Genomic DNA, 14507 nt, shown 5'->3' on the forward strand with positions numbered 1-14507 from the left:
CCGTCCGGACGGTTGCCGAGGGTGCGCGTTTCGCAGCGTGAGATGGGCCCTACCGGGGGCTGGGGACCGCGCCCGGGCCGGCCGGGGCCGCCGGCGGACTGGCCGTGCCGTCCGGCGACGGCGACGGGCTGGCCGTGCCGTCCGGTGACGGCGACGGACTGGCCGTGCCGTCCGGCGACGGCGACGGGTACGCGGTCGGCGGCGGGCCGGTCTCCTCGTCCGCGATGCACCAGTGCCCGTCGACGTGGCTGAGGGTGAAGACCAGACCGACCAGCCGGGGATCACCGGCGGCGGTGACCATGACGGCGGCGTCGACCCGCTGGTCGGCCCCGACGGCCTGACCGCCGGTGACGGTGGCGTCGGTGACCACGAAGTGTGCGGCGAAGTCACCGTTGGGACCGGTGGCGATCCGGTCGAAGGTGGCGTGCATACCGGCGCAGAGCTGGGCCCGGCCGGCGGCGACGTCCTTGGCCTTCATCGCGTCGAGGTAGGTCTGCACCCGCTCGCGGGCCAACTGCCCGGGGTCGGGCCCCGACGGCTCCTGCGAGCCGCAGCCGGCGAGCGCCGCCGCGAGCACGGCCCCGAACAGCACCCCGCCCCGACGCACACGCCCTCCCCACGACCGCATTCCGCCCGAGTCTCCCACACCCCCGCCCACTCCCCATCGACCCCCGACCGCCCCCACCGCCCCTCTGTCCACCCGACCCGCCCCCTGTCCGCCCGACCCGGCCCCCCGTCCGCCCGACCCGGCCCCCCGTCCGCCCGACCCGGCCCGCCGATCAAGGGGATGTTCGGGGCAGAACAGGCACGTTCTGCCCCGACAAGCCCTTGATCCACGCGACGGACCGGCCCGCCGTGCGACGGGCCAGGCCGCGCGACGGGCCAGGCCGCGACGGGCCGGCCCGCGCGACAGGCCGGAGTCAGTCGAGCAGGGCGGTCACCGTGCCGGCGGCCACGGTGCGGCCGCCCTCGCGGACCGCGAACCCGAGGCCCACGTGCATCGCGACCGGCCGGCCCAGTTCCACCGTCAGGTCGACGGTGTCGCCCGGCATGACCATCTGCGTGTCGTCGCCGAGCCGCATCGCCCCGACCACGTCGGTCGTCCGGAAGTAGAACTGCGGCCGGTAGTTGGCCAGGAACGGCGTGTGCCGCCCCCCTTCGGCGGTGGTCAGGGCGTACAGCCGCGCACCGAACCGGAGGTGCGGCGTGACGCTGCCGGGCAGCGCCACCACCTGGCCCCGCTGCACCTGGTCGCGCTTGACCCCGCGCAGCAGGACGGCGGCGTTGTCGCCGGCCTCGGCGACCGGCAACGAGCGGCCGAACGTCTCCAGCCCGGTGGCGACGGTGGACAGCGTCGGGCCGAGCCCGACCACCTCGACGGCGTCGCCGACCCGGAGCGTGCCGCGCTCGATCGCGCCGGTGACCACGGTGCCCCGCCCGGAGATGGTGAGCACGTTCTCGATCGGCATCAGGAACGGTTCGCCCAGTTCGCGGGGTGGCACCGGGACGTACCGGTCGACGGCGTCGAGCAGTTCCACGACGGACGCGGTCCACCGCGGGTCGCCCTCGAGGGCGCGCAGCGCCGAGACGCGCACGACCGGGACCTCGTCGCCGGGAAAGCCGTATTCGCCGAGCAGTTCGCGGACCTCGAGTTCGACCAGGTCGAGCAGGTCCGGGTCGTCGACGGCGTCGGCCTTGTTCATCGCCACCACCAGGTACGGCACACCGACCCGCCGGGCGAGCAGGACGTGCTCGCGGGTCTGCGGCATCGCGCCGTCGAGCGCGGAGACGACGAGGATGGCCCCGTCGACCTGCGCCGCCCCCGTGATCATGTTCTTCACGTAGTCGGCGTGGCCCGGCATGTCGACGTGGGCGTAGTGCCGGGTCGCGGTCTCGTACTCGACGTGCGCGATGTTGATGGTGATGCCCCGCGCGACCTCCTCCGGCGCCCGGTCGATGCCGTCGAAGGAGACGTACCGGTTGGCGGCCGGGTCGCGGTCGGCGAGGACCCTGGTGATGGCGGCGGTCAGGGTCGTCTTGCCGTGGTCGACGTGCCCCATCGTGCCGATGTTGAGGTGCGGTTTCGTACGCGAGAACTGGCTCTTGGCCATGCTGAAGCTCCACTGTGGAGGTTCGGGGTCGGCGGGCGACGTACGCGGGCGGTTGCCGGGACCGGAACGCGTCAGAACCGCGCGGGACGGGGCCGCCAGAAGAAAAGGGGCGGCGCCGTACTGACGGGCCACCCTCCTCCGTGGTTCTGCTCGGGATGGAGGAGGGTCAGCCTCGGGTATCCGCGAACCACGCGCACACGTCGGCGACGGCCGGCAGGTGTGGACCTGCGGGCCGTCCGAAGCCGACGGTGCCGAACATGGTGGTCACGGTAGGCGACAACGCCGCGGCCCGCGACCGATATTCCGGTACGACGACGCGGGGCGGGGAACCGGAAACCCGGTTCCCCGCCCCTGTGGGGATTCCTGCGTCGGCCCGCCCCCGGGCGGGGCCGTCTGGTTGTCGACCCCGCCCTCGGGCGGGGCCGCCCTAGTTGAGGCCGTTACGGATCGCGGTGATCAGCTCGCCGTTGCTGGTGTCACCGGAGAGTTCCCAGAAGAACGCCCCGCCGAGCCCCTGGTTCTTGCTGTACGTCATCTTGCCGGTGATGGTGCTCGGGGTGTCGTAGCTCCACCAGTTGCTGCCGCACTTGGCGTACGCGGTGCCGGCGATGGTCGCCGTCGCCGGGCAGGTGTTCTTGAGGACCTTGTAGTCCTCGATGCCCTGCTCGTAGGTGCCCGGCGCCGGGCCGGTCGCCGTGCCGCCGGGCGCGGTCTGGGTGACGCCGGTCCAGCCGCGGCCGTAGAAGCCGACGCCGAGCAGCATCTTGCTGGCCGGGACGCCCTTGCTCTTCAGCTTCTGGATCGCCGCGTCGGAGTTGAAGCCGGCCTGCGGGATGCCGGTGTACGAGGTCAGCGGCGAGTGCGGGGCCGTCGGACCCTGGGCGTTGAAGGCGCCGAAGTAGTCGTACGTCATCGGCATGATCCAGTCGAGGTTGTTGACCGCACCGGCGTAGTCGGCCGCGTCGATCTTGCCACCGTTGCTGCCGTCGGCGGTGATCGCCGCGGTGACCAGCCGGTTCGGGCCGAACTTGGTCCGCAGCGCCGAGATCACGTTCTTGAAGGCGTTCGGGCCGCTGTTGTCACAGGTCAGGCCACACGCGTTCGGGTACTCCCAGTCGATGTCGATGCCGTCGAACACGCCGGCCCAGCGGGAGTCGTTGACCATGTTGTAGCAGGAGTCGGCGAACGCCTGCGGGTTCTGGGCGGCCTGGGTGAAGCCGCCGGACCAGGTCCAGCCGCCGACCGAGAAGATGACCTTGAGGTGCGGGTACATCTGCTTGAGCTTCTTGAGCTGGTTGAAGTTGCCGCGCAGCGGCTGGTCCCAGGTGTCGGCGACACCGTCGACGCTGTCCGCCGCCGTGAACGCCTTCTCGTAGTCGGCGTAGCTGTCGCCGATGGTGCAGCGACCGCCGGTGGTGTTGGCGAAGGCGTACAGGATGTGCGTCATCTTCGCGGCGGAACCACTGGTGTGGATGTTCTTCACCTGGTAGTTGCGCTGGTAGGTGCCCCACTGCACGAAGTATCCGACGACCTTCTTGGCGCCGGGCGGCGGCGGGGTGGTCGGCGGCGGAGTGGTGGGCGGCGGGGTGGTCGGGGGTGCGGTCGTGGGCGGCGCGGTGGTCGGCGGCGGGGTGGTCGGCGGGGTGCCGCCGCCGCAGGCCGCGCCGTTGATGGTGCAGTTGGTCGGGGCCCGGTAGGCGCCGGTCCCGATGTAGCCCCAACTGGTCGAGGCACCCGCGGCGAGCGCGCCGGCCCAGCTCTTCTTGACGGCCACGACGCGGTTGCCGGTGCGGGTCACGTCGGCGTCCCAGAAGCTGCTGATCGTGGTGCCGGCCGGCAGGTCGAACTCGATCCGCCAGGTGTTGACCGGGCTGCTGGTGCCGTTGGTGACGGTGACCCTGACCTCGTGACCGGAGCCCCAGTCCGAGGAGGCGGCGAACGTGGTGGTGAGGCTGCCGGCACCGAAGGCCGACGTGACCGGGACCGCGGCGACGACCAGCGCCGCCACGGCGCCGGCCCACATCGCGCGGCGCAGGGATCTCTTCATGTGGCGTCTCCCCAAACAGTTAGGAAACTTTCCAAAAAGCTAGTGAGACGCTACTCACGGATTTAACACTTCGTCAAGATGTCCATTTTTAGATTTCTGGATGTCTTGAGGTTCGCTACCGGTTCTCCTGGGGTCGGCGCCGGTCGGCCGGCGCTGGCCACCACCTATGCGACCACCACCCACCCGATCGGCCCGACCGGCCGGTAACGTCACCGTCATGACCGTTTTCGACACCGGGATCGACGCCCTCGCCGGCGGCCCCGCGAACCTCGCCCAGTACCGCGGCAACGCGCTGCTGGTGGTCAACGTGGCCTCGCGGTGCGGCCTGACCCCGCAGTACGCCGGCCTGCAGAAGCTGCACGAGACGTACGGGCCGCGCGGACTGGTGGTGCTCGGCGTGCCCTGCAACCAGTTCGCCGGCCAGGAGCCGGGCAGCGCGGCGGACATCGCCGAGTTCTGCGAGGTCAACTACGGCGTGACGTTCCCGTTGACGGAGAAGGTCGACGTCAACGGGCCGGACCGGCATCCGCTCTACGTCGAGTTGGTGGACACCGCCGACGCCGAGGGGCACACCGGCGACGTGCGGTGGAACTTCGAGAAGTTCCTGATCGCCCCGGACGGTACCGTCGCGGGCCGGTTCGGCCCACGGGTGGAGCCGGACTCGGCGGAGCTGGCCGCCGCGATCGAGAAGGTGCTGCCCCGCTAGCGGGACCGACGCCCGCCCGGCGGCGGCCGGGCGGGCGGATCAGGGGCGCCGGGCGGCAGATCAGGGCCGCCGGGCGGGCGGAGCGGCTGGCGGACGGAGCGGCTGGCGGGCGGAGCGCAGCCCGCGGCGCCCGCCAGCGGTGGCGCCGCGGTCAGCCGGCGGCGCCGGCCAGCGGGCCGCGCCGGTCGAGGGCGCCCCGGATCGGCCCGAGTTCGGCCACCGCCTTGTCGAGCGCGCCGGAGTCGGCCCAGAGATCCCGCCACTCCGACTCGTCGGCGACGATCCGGTCGAGGGCCCGCACCGCCAGTGCCGGCAGGTGGTCGGGCAGGGGCAGGGGCTCGCCACCGGTCAGGAAGTCCGGCGCGTACGCCGACTCGATCTTCGGCCCGCCGGGCAGCTGCGCCGCGACCACGGCGGCCGCGGCGATCGCGTCGGCGGCGACGTCACCGTCGAGATAGCCGCTCTCCGTCTCGACGTCGCGCAGCGCCCGTTCGACGATCCCGGCCCGTTCGGCCGGGGCGGCGTCGTGGAGCCGCGCGCTCCAGTCGGCGGCGCTGTCGTTGTCGAACGGTCCGATGTCCCAGGTGCCCAATGCCCTCTCCCCGTCTGCTCCCGCCACGCGCCGGCCGCGTGGACCGGGCCGAGGTTAGAGCAGCGGTACGACACCGGTGACCGTCGCCGGCCGGTCGGGGATTCCGTGGCCGGGCGCCGGTGCCGGCGGGGTGGATCAGATGCGGCGGCGGCCGGGGAAGCCGCACTCCAGGCGGTGGTACCACCGGATGTCGGTGTCCCCCTCCAACCAGCACCACAGCACCGGGCGCCCGTCGCGTTCACCGGCGAAGTCGAGCAGCACCGGGGCCAGGCCCTTGACCTGGATGTCGTGCTCGTTGAACTCCTCGACGATGCCGTGGATGCGTGCCTCGAGCCCCTTGATCTCCGGCAGTCCGCCGCGCGGGCTGCCGGCACCGTCGGCGAGGTCGGCGCGCAGTTCGGCGAGGTCGGCGCGGAGCGTGATGAGTTCGTCGATCCGTGGGCGCAGCGTGGCGATCAGATGGCGCGCCTGGGCGATGGTGAACACGACGGACAGTATGCGCCATCCGTCGGTCGGACAGGTTACTGGCCGTTCGCCGGCTCCACGACGGTGGAGGGTCACCAGGCCCGCGCCGGACGGCCGGCTGCCGTCCACCACAGCGGCGACCCGTCCACCGCCATCCGGAGCCGGAACGCCGCTGGACGCTCGCGCGAACCTGCGACGTCGGCCGCCTCCGGGGAAGCCGCCGAGCGCCGATCCGATGGGGGGCCGGATCGGTCCTGGGCGGCTCCGGTGCCGGCGCGGGGGAAGTCGCGGCCCGGCACGGGGAGATCAGACCTCCGAAGAGTATCGATGTCGCTACCGCTAGTGATGAATTTAGTGCCCGGCGGGCTCCGGGGGAATAGCCGTGGCGTGAGTGAATCGGACGCGGGCCGGACGGGTGCGGTCCGGGGCGCGTGAATGAATCAGTTCTCGGTCTGCGCGGCCAACTCGCGGGCCCGGTCGCGGGCGGCTTCGAGGGCGGCGAGCATCGCGGCGCGTACGCCGTGGTTCTCCAGCTCGCGGATCGCCGAGATCGTGGTGCCGGCCGGCGAGGTGACGGCCTCGCGCAGCTTCACCGGGTGCTCGCCGGAGTCACGGAGCATGACCGCCGAGCCGATGGCGGTCTGCACGATCAGCTCGTGGGCGACCTGGCGGGGCAGCCCGAGCAGGATGCCGGCGTCGATCATCGCCTCGACCAGCAGGTAGAAGTACGCCGGCCCGGAGCCGGACAGCGCGGTGACGGCGTCCTGCTGCGACTCGGGCACCCGGATGGTCGCGCCCAGCGGCGTGAACATCTCCTCGGCCAGGGCCAGGTGCTCGGCGGTCGCGTGCGGGCCGGCCGAGATCGCCGTCATGGCCTGGTCGACCAGCGCCGGGGTGTTGGTCATGACCCGGACGACCGGGGTGTTCTCCGGCAGCCGTCGGCCGAAGAACGCGGTGGGCAGGCCGGCACACAGCGAGATCACCAGCTTGTCGGCGGGCACCTTGGGGCCGATGTCGTCGAGCAGGCTGGCGGCGTCCTGCGGCTTGACCGCCACCGCGAGCACGTCGGCCTCGACGATCGCGGTGAGGTTGTCGACGACCCGTACGCCGTAGCGGACGGCCAACTCGTCGGCGCGCTCGGGCCGGCGGGTGGTGGCCAGGAGCTTGCCGGCCGGCCAGCCGGCGCGCAGCAGCCCGGAGAGCATCAACTCACCGATCTTGCCGGTGCCGATCACCGCCACCGTGTGGACGCCAACCGCCACGCCTGCCACCTCGTTCCGTTCCACCGGCACCGCCCGGGTACCGCACGTATCAGCCTGTCAACCCGCACGACCTGGCCGGACCTCGCGCGGCCAGCCCGCGCCGTCGGGCGCGGTGCGGGACCGCCACGACCCGCCGGCCACGCCGGGTACGGCGGGCCGGGCGGGTCGCGGCGGACCACACGGATCAGCTACTCAGCTACCGAAGAAGACCTCGGCCTCGGTGTAGCGCTCCAGCGGGACGGTCTTGAGCTCCCGGGTCGCCTCGGCCAGCGGCACCCGCACGATGTCGGTGCCCTGGAGGGCGACCATCTTGCCCCAGTCGCCCTCGTTGGCCGCGTCGATCGCCTGGAGGCCGAGCCGGGTGGCGAGCACCCGGTCGAAGGCGCTCGGCGTGCCACCGCGCTGGATGTGCCCGAGCACGACGGTGCGGGCCTCCTTGCCGGTCTTGGCCTCGATCTGCTCGGCGAGCCACTGGCCGATGCCGCCGAGGCGGACGTGGCCGAAGGCGTCGAGCTCCTGGTTGTGCAGGACCATCTGGCCGTCGAGCGGCTGGGCGCCCTCGGCGACGACGACGATCGGCGCGTACTGCTTCTCGAAGCGCTTCTCGACGTAGTTGGCGACCTGGTCGACGTCGAACTGCCGCTCCGGCAGCAGGATGACGTTGGCGCCGCCGGCCAGGCCGGCGTGCAGGGCGATCCAGCCGGCGTGCCGGCCCATCACCTCGACGACGAGGGTGCGGTGGTGGCTCTCGGCCGTGGTGTGCAGCCGGTCGATGGCCTCCATCGCGATGTTGACCGCGGTGTCGAAGCCGAAGGTGTAGTCGGTGGCGCCGAGGTCGTTGTCGATCGTCTTCGGCACGCCGACGACCTGCACGCCCAGCTCGTGGAGCTTGGTGGCGACACCGAGGGTGTCCTCGCCGCCGATCGCGATGAGCGCGTCGACGCCCTGCTCGGCGAGGTTGTTCTTGATCCGCTCGACCCCGTTTTCGATCTTGAACGGGTTGGTCCGGGAGGAGCCGAGGATGGTGCCGCCGCGCGGCAGGATGCCCCGGACCTCCGGAATGCCGAGGGGCCGGGTCAGCCCTTCGAGCGGGCCACGCCAGCCGTCACGGAAGCCAACGAACTCGTGACCGTAGGTGGCGACGCCCTTGCGCACCACAGCCCGGATCACCGCGTTCAGACCTGGGCAGTCACCACCACCGGTGAGCACGCCGATACGCATGATCTGCTGATCCTCCAGGAGCTAAAGGTAAGCCCATCCAAGCCCCAGGAGCGAAGTCTCGGCATCGTTGCCGGCCCGGGGCGGGCCGTCATTGCGCACTGTAGTCGCCCCGCTATGGGTGAATCCAGCGTGTCCCGCCATGATCGCCGTGATCGGGAAGCTGTGACCACGACGCGCCGACGACACGCGCGACTCGGCCCCTGATCACGCGGATCTCGGCAGGCGGGAGAGGGTCTGCCAGCGGGCCAGGTTGTGCCGGGCGTCCACCAGGGCGTCGTGCTGGTCGGCCGGGGCCTTCGGCAGCGCCGGGCGGCCCAGGTCGTCCCACCGCTGACGGAGATCCTTGGTGAACCGCGGGATCTGCCGGGGCAGGGCGGTCATCGGCCCCCAGAGTTGCGCGAGCGCGACGTGGTCGTACGCCGCGTACCAGGCCCACAGCTCGACCTCCTCCCCCGCCCGGCCCCGGACCGGCTCGACCAGGAACTCGAGCAGGTCGTCGCGGATCCGGTCGCGGGACCGCCAGGCCCGGTCGGCCGGCGACGGCAGCCGGTCGAGCACGTTACGGCGTACCCACGGGATGGCCCGGGAACTGTCGAACTCGGTGGACACGGCGTAGAACTCGCGACCGAACTCATCCACGACGCCGATCGACACCAGGTCGATCGTGCGCCCGTCCTCGATGAACTCGCAGTCGTAGAAATAGCGGTAAGTCATCGCCGCCATCCTCGCCGACCGGCCCGGACGGCGCCCTCCCGGGGCACCCGCGGGCCCGCGCCGGCCGTGTCCCGCCGGCCGCGGCGAACCGGCGTACGGGGGTCGGGGTGACGGGGTCCGGTCGGCCCGGCACCCGCCCAGGCCGCCAGCCGATCTTTAACGGTCACGACACGTCCGGCGGAAGGTGGCGCGCTGGTGCGCCACCTTCCGGCCGGCCGCGGTTCCCCTCGGCGCCGATCCGCCGCGCCCCCGTGCGGCCCCCACCCGTCGGCGGATCCGCGCACAGCATGCCCCGGAACAAGGGCACAGGACTGTCACGTAATCGATCCCAGGGGTGTACACCACCCGACAGGAGCGTCATGATCTGATGTTGACACTCGCACCGCCTATTGTGTGATGGTCCGTTCATCCGCCCGCCGCCGACCGAAGTGGACCCGGTGGCCGGGTGAGCCGGCACATGACCATGTTGCTTACCGGGGAGGGGTTGGACCGTGGAGGTTCGCCTGCCGGATCCGGGTGACGCGCTCTCGGGCGTCGAACTGTTCGCCGGTCTCGAACCGGAGGTGCGTCAACGGGTGATCGCCGCGGCGGTGCCCCGCACCTACCGCAAGGGCCAGTTGCTGTTCGTCGAGAACGACCCCGGCGAGTCGCTCATCGTGCTGCGACGCGGCGCGGTCGCGGTGTTCCGTACGGCGCCGACCGGCGAACGGGCCGTGATGACGGTGGCACGCCCGCCCGACGTACTGGGTGAGGTGTCCCTCCTGGACGCCTCGACCCGGTCGGCCTCGGCCGAGGCGATCGAGGACTGCACCGCGCTGGCCCTGTCCCGGGGCGCGTTCATGGAGCTGGTGCACGCCAACCCGCGCATCCTCGACGCCGTGATGCGCTCGCTCGGCGCGCTCATCCGGCGGCTCACCGAGCAGAACGCCGACCACGTCTTCCTCGACCTGCCCGGTCGGGTGGCCAAGACGCTGGTCCGGCTGGCCGGCGAGAGCCAGGCCCCGATGATCACCATCGAGCTCAACCAGAGCCAGCTCGCCGAGATGGCCGGCGGCTCACGGCAGAGCGTCAACCAGGCCATCGGGTCGTTCGCCAACCGCGGCTGGCTGCGTACCGAAGGGCGCCGGATCGTCGTCACCGACGTCGCCGCCCTGCGCCGCCGCGCCGGCATGCCCGACCGCTGAAACGCGTCGGGCCGGGCATGTGCCCGGCCCGACGCGATCGCGGTGTGTCAGGGCTGGGTGCTGGTCGGCCCGGCCCAGCCGGTCGGCCCGGCCCAGTCCTTGTCGTCGCCGCCCCCGCCGCCACCCGGACCGTCCCAGCCGCCGCCACCGGCGGCCACGATGCCGCGCGCCTCCAGGTCCGCGAGCGTGGCCGCGTCTACGTCGACGCTGGACCCGGCGTGGTGGGTCGTGCCCTGCCCGTCGGTCCAATCCTGCTCAAGCCGGACATACACCATCTACGTACTCCCCCTCTGTCGGGCCAGTCACAAGCTGCCCGACTGTAGCCTCGGGGCACCCCGGTTGGGGAGTGCGAATGGGCTAAGAGCCCAGTTCCCGACAGCTTGCCGGCCCATGGATACTCGGCGTGGGCGGCCAGCCGGGTCGCCACCGCCGGTCGGCACCGGGTGTCCCCGCAGTGCCGGGAGACCGCAGCCGCGGCCGCCGGCGCCACCGACCGCTCGACGTGTCGCATGCAGGAGGACGGCATCCCCGCCCCATGTGCCCGGTGCAACCGGACCGCAGCCGACGACGACAGGTTCTGTGCCGGCTGCGGAACCGAGCTGACGCCCGCGTGCTCGCAGTGCGGCCGGCTGCTGCCGGCCGACGCCGCGTTCTGCACCGGGTGCGGGTCCAAGGTGGGCGGCACCGGCACGCCGGCACCGCCCGCCGTCCAGGAGGACCGCCGGCGGATCAGCGTGCTGTTCGTCGACCTGATCGACTTCACCCCGTACGTCGAACGCGCCGACCCGGAACTGGTCCGGGCCATGCAGACCGGCTTCTTCTCCGCCGCCCGCCGGGTCGTCGGCCAGTACGGCGGGGTGGTGGAGAAGTACATCGGCGACGCGGTGATGGCGCTGTTCGGGGCGCCGGTGGCGACCGAGACCGACGCCCAGCGGTGCGTCCGGGCCGGGCTGGAGCTGCAGCGGGTACTGGCCCGGTTCGCGCCCACCGACGCCGGCCAGCTGCGGTTCCGGGTCGGGGTGGCGACCGGCGAGGCGCTGGTCGACGTGGCGGCGGCCCGCGACGGCGGCCAGGCGATCGTGGCCGGCGACGTGGTCAACACCGCGTCGCGGATGCAGTCGGTGGCCCCGCCCGGCGGGGTGCTGGTCTGCGGCAACACGTACGCGCTGACCCGCAACGCCATCAACTACGCCGAGCAGCCGCCGGTGACGCTGCGTGGCCGGTCGTCACCGACCGAGGTGTGGCTGGCGGTCGCGCCGATGCAGCGGCAGCAGCCGGACCGCGAGCCCGACACCACCCCGCTCTTCGACCGCGAACACGAGCTGAGCCTGCTCGTCAACGCCCTGCACCGGTCGATCCGGGAGCGGATGCCGCAGCTGGTGACGCTCTTCGGGCGGGCCGGGATCGGCAAGAGCCGCCTGGTCCGCGAACTCTTCCGCAACGCCGACCGGCTGATCGACCAGCCGCTGACCTGGCACACCGGCCGGTGCCCGCCGTTCGGCGAGAACGTCACGTTCGCCGCGCTGGCCGACATCGTCAAGGCCGAGGCCGGCATCCTCGACACCGACCCGGCCGAGGCCGCCGCCCGCCGGCTCGACGCGGCACTGGCCGAACTCGTCGGGCCGGCCGAGGCCGAGCGGCTGGCCGACGCGCTGCGGCCGCTGGTCGGGCTGGCCGCCGCGAAACTGCCGGCCGAGGAGACCGAGTCGGCGTGGCGCCGGTTCCTGGTCGCGCTGGCGTCCCGGCGGCCGACCGTGCTCGTCTTCGAGGACCTGCACTGGGCCGACGAGGCGATGCTGCGCTTCATCGAACTGCTCGGCTCGTCGGCGCGCGAGGTGCCGCTGATGCTGCTGTGCACCACCCGGCCCGAACTGGTCGACCGCGACCCGACCTGGGCCGGGGCCACCACCGGCGGGCTGACCATCACCCTGTCGCCGCTGCGCGCCACCGGTATCGCCGCGCTCTACTCGCACCTGTTCGGGCAGGCGGCGTTCTCCGCCGACATGCTGACCCCGCTGGTCGAGGTCGCCGACGGCAACCCGCTCTACGCCCACGAGTACGTCCGGATGCTCATCGAACAGGGCGCGCTGCGCCAGACCGGTCGCGGCTGGTCGCTGGACCGCCAGCACGACCTGCCGATGCCGGAGAGCGTGCACGGCGTCATCGCCAACCGGGTCGACCTGCTCGACGCCAAGGACCGGACCGTGCTGCTGGCCGCCTCGGTGGTCGGGATGCAGTTCTGGCCGGGCGCGGTCGCCGCCGCGCTGGGCCGGCCGGTCGAGTCGGTGGAGCGGTCGCTGCGCCGGCTCGAGCAGCGCGACATGGTCCACGAGCAGGCGACGTCGACGATGGCCGGCCAGCCGGAGTTCCGGTTCCGGCACGTGCTGGTCCGCGACGTCTGCTACCAGCGGCTGCCGCGCACCGACCGGGTCGCCCGGCACGAGCGGACGGCCGACTGGCTCGACACGCTGTCCGGCGGGCGGGACACCGACCTCGCCGAGGTGCTGGCCCACCACCGCTGGGCGGCCCACGAGATCGCCCGTACCCTCGGCGTCGACACCTCCCGCTACGCCCCGCCGGCCCGTGAGGCGCTGCACCGGGCGGCCCGCCGGGCGTACGCCCTGCACGTGCTCGACGCCGCGGCCAGCCACGTCGGCCGGGCACTGACCCTGGTCGACGACACCGACCCGCCCGGCCAGCTCCGGCTCGAACTGCTGAGCACCGAGATCTCGTTCCTGCGCGACGGTGCCGCGTTCCTGGAGAGCGGCGGCGTCGAACAGCTGACGATGCTGGCCGACCGGCTCTTCACCCTGGGCGAGCGCCCGTCGGCGGCCCGCGCCTGGACCCTGCTCGGCCAGGCCGCCTGGCTACGCGCCGACCGCGGTGCCGCGCTGTCCTGCCTGGACCGGGCCGTCGAACTCTTCGAGCCGCTCGGCGACACCGCCGGAAAGGCCGACGCGTACGCCGAACTCGGCCGCCTGCACATGCTCAACTACGAACGCGAACCGGCCATCGCCGCCGCCCGGACCGCCGCCGCCATCGCCGACCGGCTGGGGCTGCTGGAGACCCGGACCAACGCCCGGATCACCGAGGCGATGGCCCGCTACCAGGCCGGCGACCGCACCGGCCTCGACGAACTGCACGCCGCCACCGAGGTCTGCCGGGCCAACCAGCTGCTGGCACTGCCCCGGGCCACCCAGAACCTGGCGTACGCGATCCGCGAGGAGGGCGACTGGATCCGCTCCGACCGGCTGCTCGGGCAGGGCGGCGGCGCGGCGCTGACCACCGGTTACTCCGGCGAGGCGATGCGGGCCTACTTCGACGGCGACTTCGGCCGGCTCCTGGCCGCCGCCGACGCCTTCGTCGACACCCCGAGCGGCCGGTGGGACATGCAGGTCCGCGGGATGCGGTCCTGCCTGCGGGTGCTGCGCGGCGAGCCGGTGCCGGGCGGCGACAGCCGGCCGGCCCGGGCCCGGACGGCCGTCGACACCGGCCCGGCCCGCGGGCCGGTCGCGGTCGGCGACCCCACCGGTACGCCGGCCGACGACGTCACCGACGCCCTCGACAGCGCCCGAAGCAGCGGATTCCACCGCCCGCACTGGACCACGCTCGGGCTGGGCGCGCTGTGCCGGGCGTTGCAGGGCCGGCACCGGGAGGCCGCCCGACTGCTCGACGAACTGGCCACCTCGTGGTCGGCGGTACCGGCACTGGCCAGCGGCGAGTGGATCACCGCGGCCGCGTACGCCGGGGCGCTCGCCGGCCGGGACGCGGCCCTGCAGGTACGCGGGATGCTCGACCGGGTCGGGCACCGTACCCCGTGGGCCGAGGCGGCGCTGCGCACGGTGACCGCGGCCGTGGTCGCCGCCGACGGCGACCACGCCCGGGCCGGGCAGCTCTACCTGGCGGCGGCGCAGATCTACGCGGAGATCCCGGACACCACCGACCGGATACTGGCGCTGGCGCTGGCCGCCGGCGCGTTGCAGCGGGCCGGCGAGCGGAGCACCGCCGACACGGTGCTGGCCGAGGTACGTACCTTCGCCCTGCGCAACCAGGCGCCGGGCCTGCTCCGGCTCACCGAACCGGCCAGCGACGCCGACTGGACCCCCACCCTGGCCTCCTGACCCACCCCGCCCCCGCGCGGGGCGGACGCCGCGCCCCCCGCCGCGTTGATCAAGGACTTGTTGCCAAGATCTGCACCCAGTTTG

12 protein-coding genes are annotated in these 14507 nt (G+C 73.0%); 3 read left to right on the forward strand and 9 right to left on the reverse strand.

Features of this window, described 5'->3' with window-relative positions:
- Positions 1-49: 49 nt before the first annotated feature.
- From AB0I42_RS14855 to AB0I42_RS14865, 3 genes are all read right to left on the reverse strand, one after another.
- Complete coding sequence (locus AB0I42_RS14855; RefSeq protein ID WP_357537597.1) at positions 50-607, reverse strand: hypothetical protein; 558 nt, start codon at positions 605-607, stop codon at positions 50-52.
- 313 nt (positions 608-920) lie between these two features.
- The gene (tuf, locus tag AB0I42_RS14860; RefSeq protein WP_357537599.1) at positions 921-2111 is read right to left on the reverse strand and encodes an elongation factor Tu; all 1191 of its coding nucleotides are present in this window, start codon (positions 2109-2111) and stop codon (positions 921-923) included.
- 427 nt (positions 2112-2538) lie between these two features.
- Positions 2539-4158, reverse strand: a complete 1620-nt coding sequence (locus AB0I42_RS14865) for a glycosyl hydrolase family 18 protein (protein ID WP_357537601.1) — start codon at positions 4156-4158, stop codon at positions 2539-2541.
- A gap of 217 nt (positions 4159-4375) precedes the next feature.
- Here AB0I42_RS14865 and AB0I42_RS14870 point away from each other — a divergent pair, with 217 nt between their 5' ends.
- On the forward strand, positions 4376-4864 hold the full coding sequence (locus tag AB0I42_RS14870) for a glutathione peroxidase (RefSeq protein WP_357537603.1): 489 nt from the start codon (positions 4376-4378) through the stop codon (positions 4862-4864).
- Between the two features lie 151 nt (positions 4865-5015).
- Here the strand turns inward: AB0I42_RS14870 and AB0I42_RS14875 are convergent, their stop codons facing one another.
- The 5 genes from AB0I42_RS14875 to AB0I42_RS14895 form a co-directional block, all read right to left on the reverse strand.
- Positions 5016-5456, reverse strand: a complete 441-nt coding sequence (locus AB0I42_RS14875) for a DUF4259 domain-containing protein (RefSeq protein ID WP_357537604.1) — start codon at positions 5454-5456, stop codon at positions 5016-5018.
- 135 nt (positions 5457-5591) lie between these two features.
- Entirely contained in the window at positions 5592-5942 is a 351-nt protein-coding gene (locus tag AB0I42_RS14880; RefSeq protein WP_357537606.1) for a DUF2203 domain-containing protein, read from the reverse strand.
- Positions 5943-6361: 419 nt separating this feature from the next.
- Complete coding sequence (gene proC, locus AB0I42_RS14885; RefSeq protein ID WP_357537608.1) at positions 6362-7183, reverse strand: pyrroline-5-carboxylate reductase; 822 nt, start codon at positions 7181-7183, stop codon at positions 6362-6364.
- 192 nt (positions 7184-7375) lie between these two features.
- Entirely contained in the window at positions 7376-8404 is a 1029-nt protein-coding gene (locus AB0I42_RS14890; RefSeq protein WP_357537610.1) for a 6-phosphofructokinase, read from the reverse strand.
- 204 nt (positions 8405-8608) lie between these two features.
- A complete protein-coding gene (locus AB0I42_RS14895) occupies positions 8609-9118 on the reverse strand; it encodes a polyadenylate-specific 3'-exoribonuclease AS (protein ID WP_357537612.1) in 510 nt (169 codons plus the stop codon).
- Positions 9119-9609: 491 nt separating this feature from the next.
- Between AB0I42_RS14895 and AB0I42_RS14900 the strand changes: the two genes are divergently transcribed.
- Positions 9610-10302, forward strand: coding sequence for a Crp/Fnr family transcriptional regulator (locus AB0I42_RS14900; protein ID WP_357537614.1), 693 nt, complete (start codon positions 9610-9612; stop codon positions 10300-10302).
- 47 nt (positions 10303-10349) lie between these two features.
- On the opposite strand, the gene AB0I42_RS14905 is transcribed toward AB0I42_RS14900, so the two are convergent.
- Positions 10350-10577 carry a hypothetical protein gene (locus AB0I42_RS14905; RefSeq protein ID WP_357537616.1) on the reverse strand — a complete coding sequence of 76 codons (228 nt, stop codon included), beginning with the start codon at positions 10575-10577 and terminating at the stop codon, positions 10350-10352.
- A 105-nt stretch (positions 10578-10682) separates the two neighbouring features.
- Between AB0I42_RS14905 and AB0I42_RS14910 the strand changes: the two genes are divergently transcribed.
- Positions 10683-14423, forward strand: a complete 3741-nt coding sequence (locus AB0I42_RS14910) for an adenylate/guanylate cyclase domain-containing protein (RefSeq protein WP_357537618.1) — start codon at positions 10683-10685, stop codon at positions 14421-14423.
- Positions 14424-14507: the final 84 nt, after the last annotated feature.

Origin of the sequence: Polymorphospora sp. NPDC050346 (assembly GCF_040655695.1) — a bacterium.
GTDB lineage: Bacteria > Actinomycetota > Actinomycetes > Mycobacteriales > Micromonosporaceae > Polymorphospora > Polymorphospora lycopeni.

What these genes read in the sequence shown, in the direction of transcription:
- tuf (WP_357537599.1), bottom strand. Translation starts at nt 2,111, where the DNA reads ATGGCCAAGAGCCAGTTCTCGCGTACGAAACCGCACCTCAACATCGGC.
- AB0I42_RS14865 (WP_357537601.1), bottom strand. Translation starts at nt 4,158, where the DNA reads ATGAAGAGATCCCTGCGCCGCGCGATGTGGGCCGGCGCCGTGGCGGCG.
- AB0I42_RS14870 (WP_357537603.1), top strand. Translation starts at nt 4,376, where the DNA reads ATGACCGTTTTCGACACCGGGATCGACGCCCTCGCCGGCGGCCCCGCG.
- AB0I42_RS14890 (WP_357537610.1), bottom strand. Translation starts at nt 8,404, where the DNA reads ATGCGTATCGGCGTGCTCACCGGTGGTGGTGACTGCCCAGGTCTGAAC.
- AB0I42_RS14895 (WP_357537612.1), bottom strand. Translation starts at nt 9,118, where the DNA reads ATGACTTACCGCTATTTCTACGACTGCGAGTTCATCGAGGACGGGCGC.
- AB0I42_RS14905 (WP_357537616.1), bottom strand. Translation starts at nt 10,577, where the DNA reads ATGGTGTATGTCCGGCTTGAGCAGGATTGGACCGACGGGCAGGGCACG.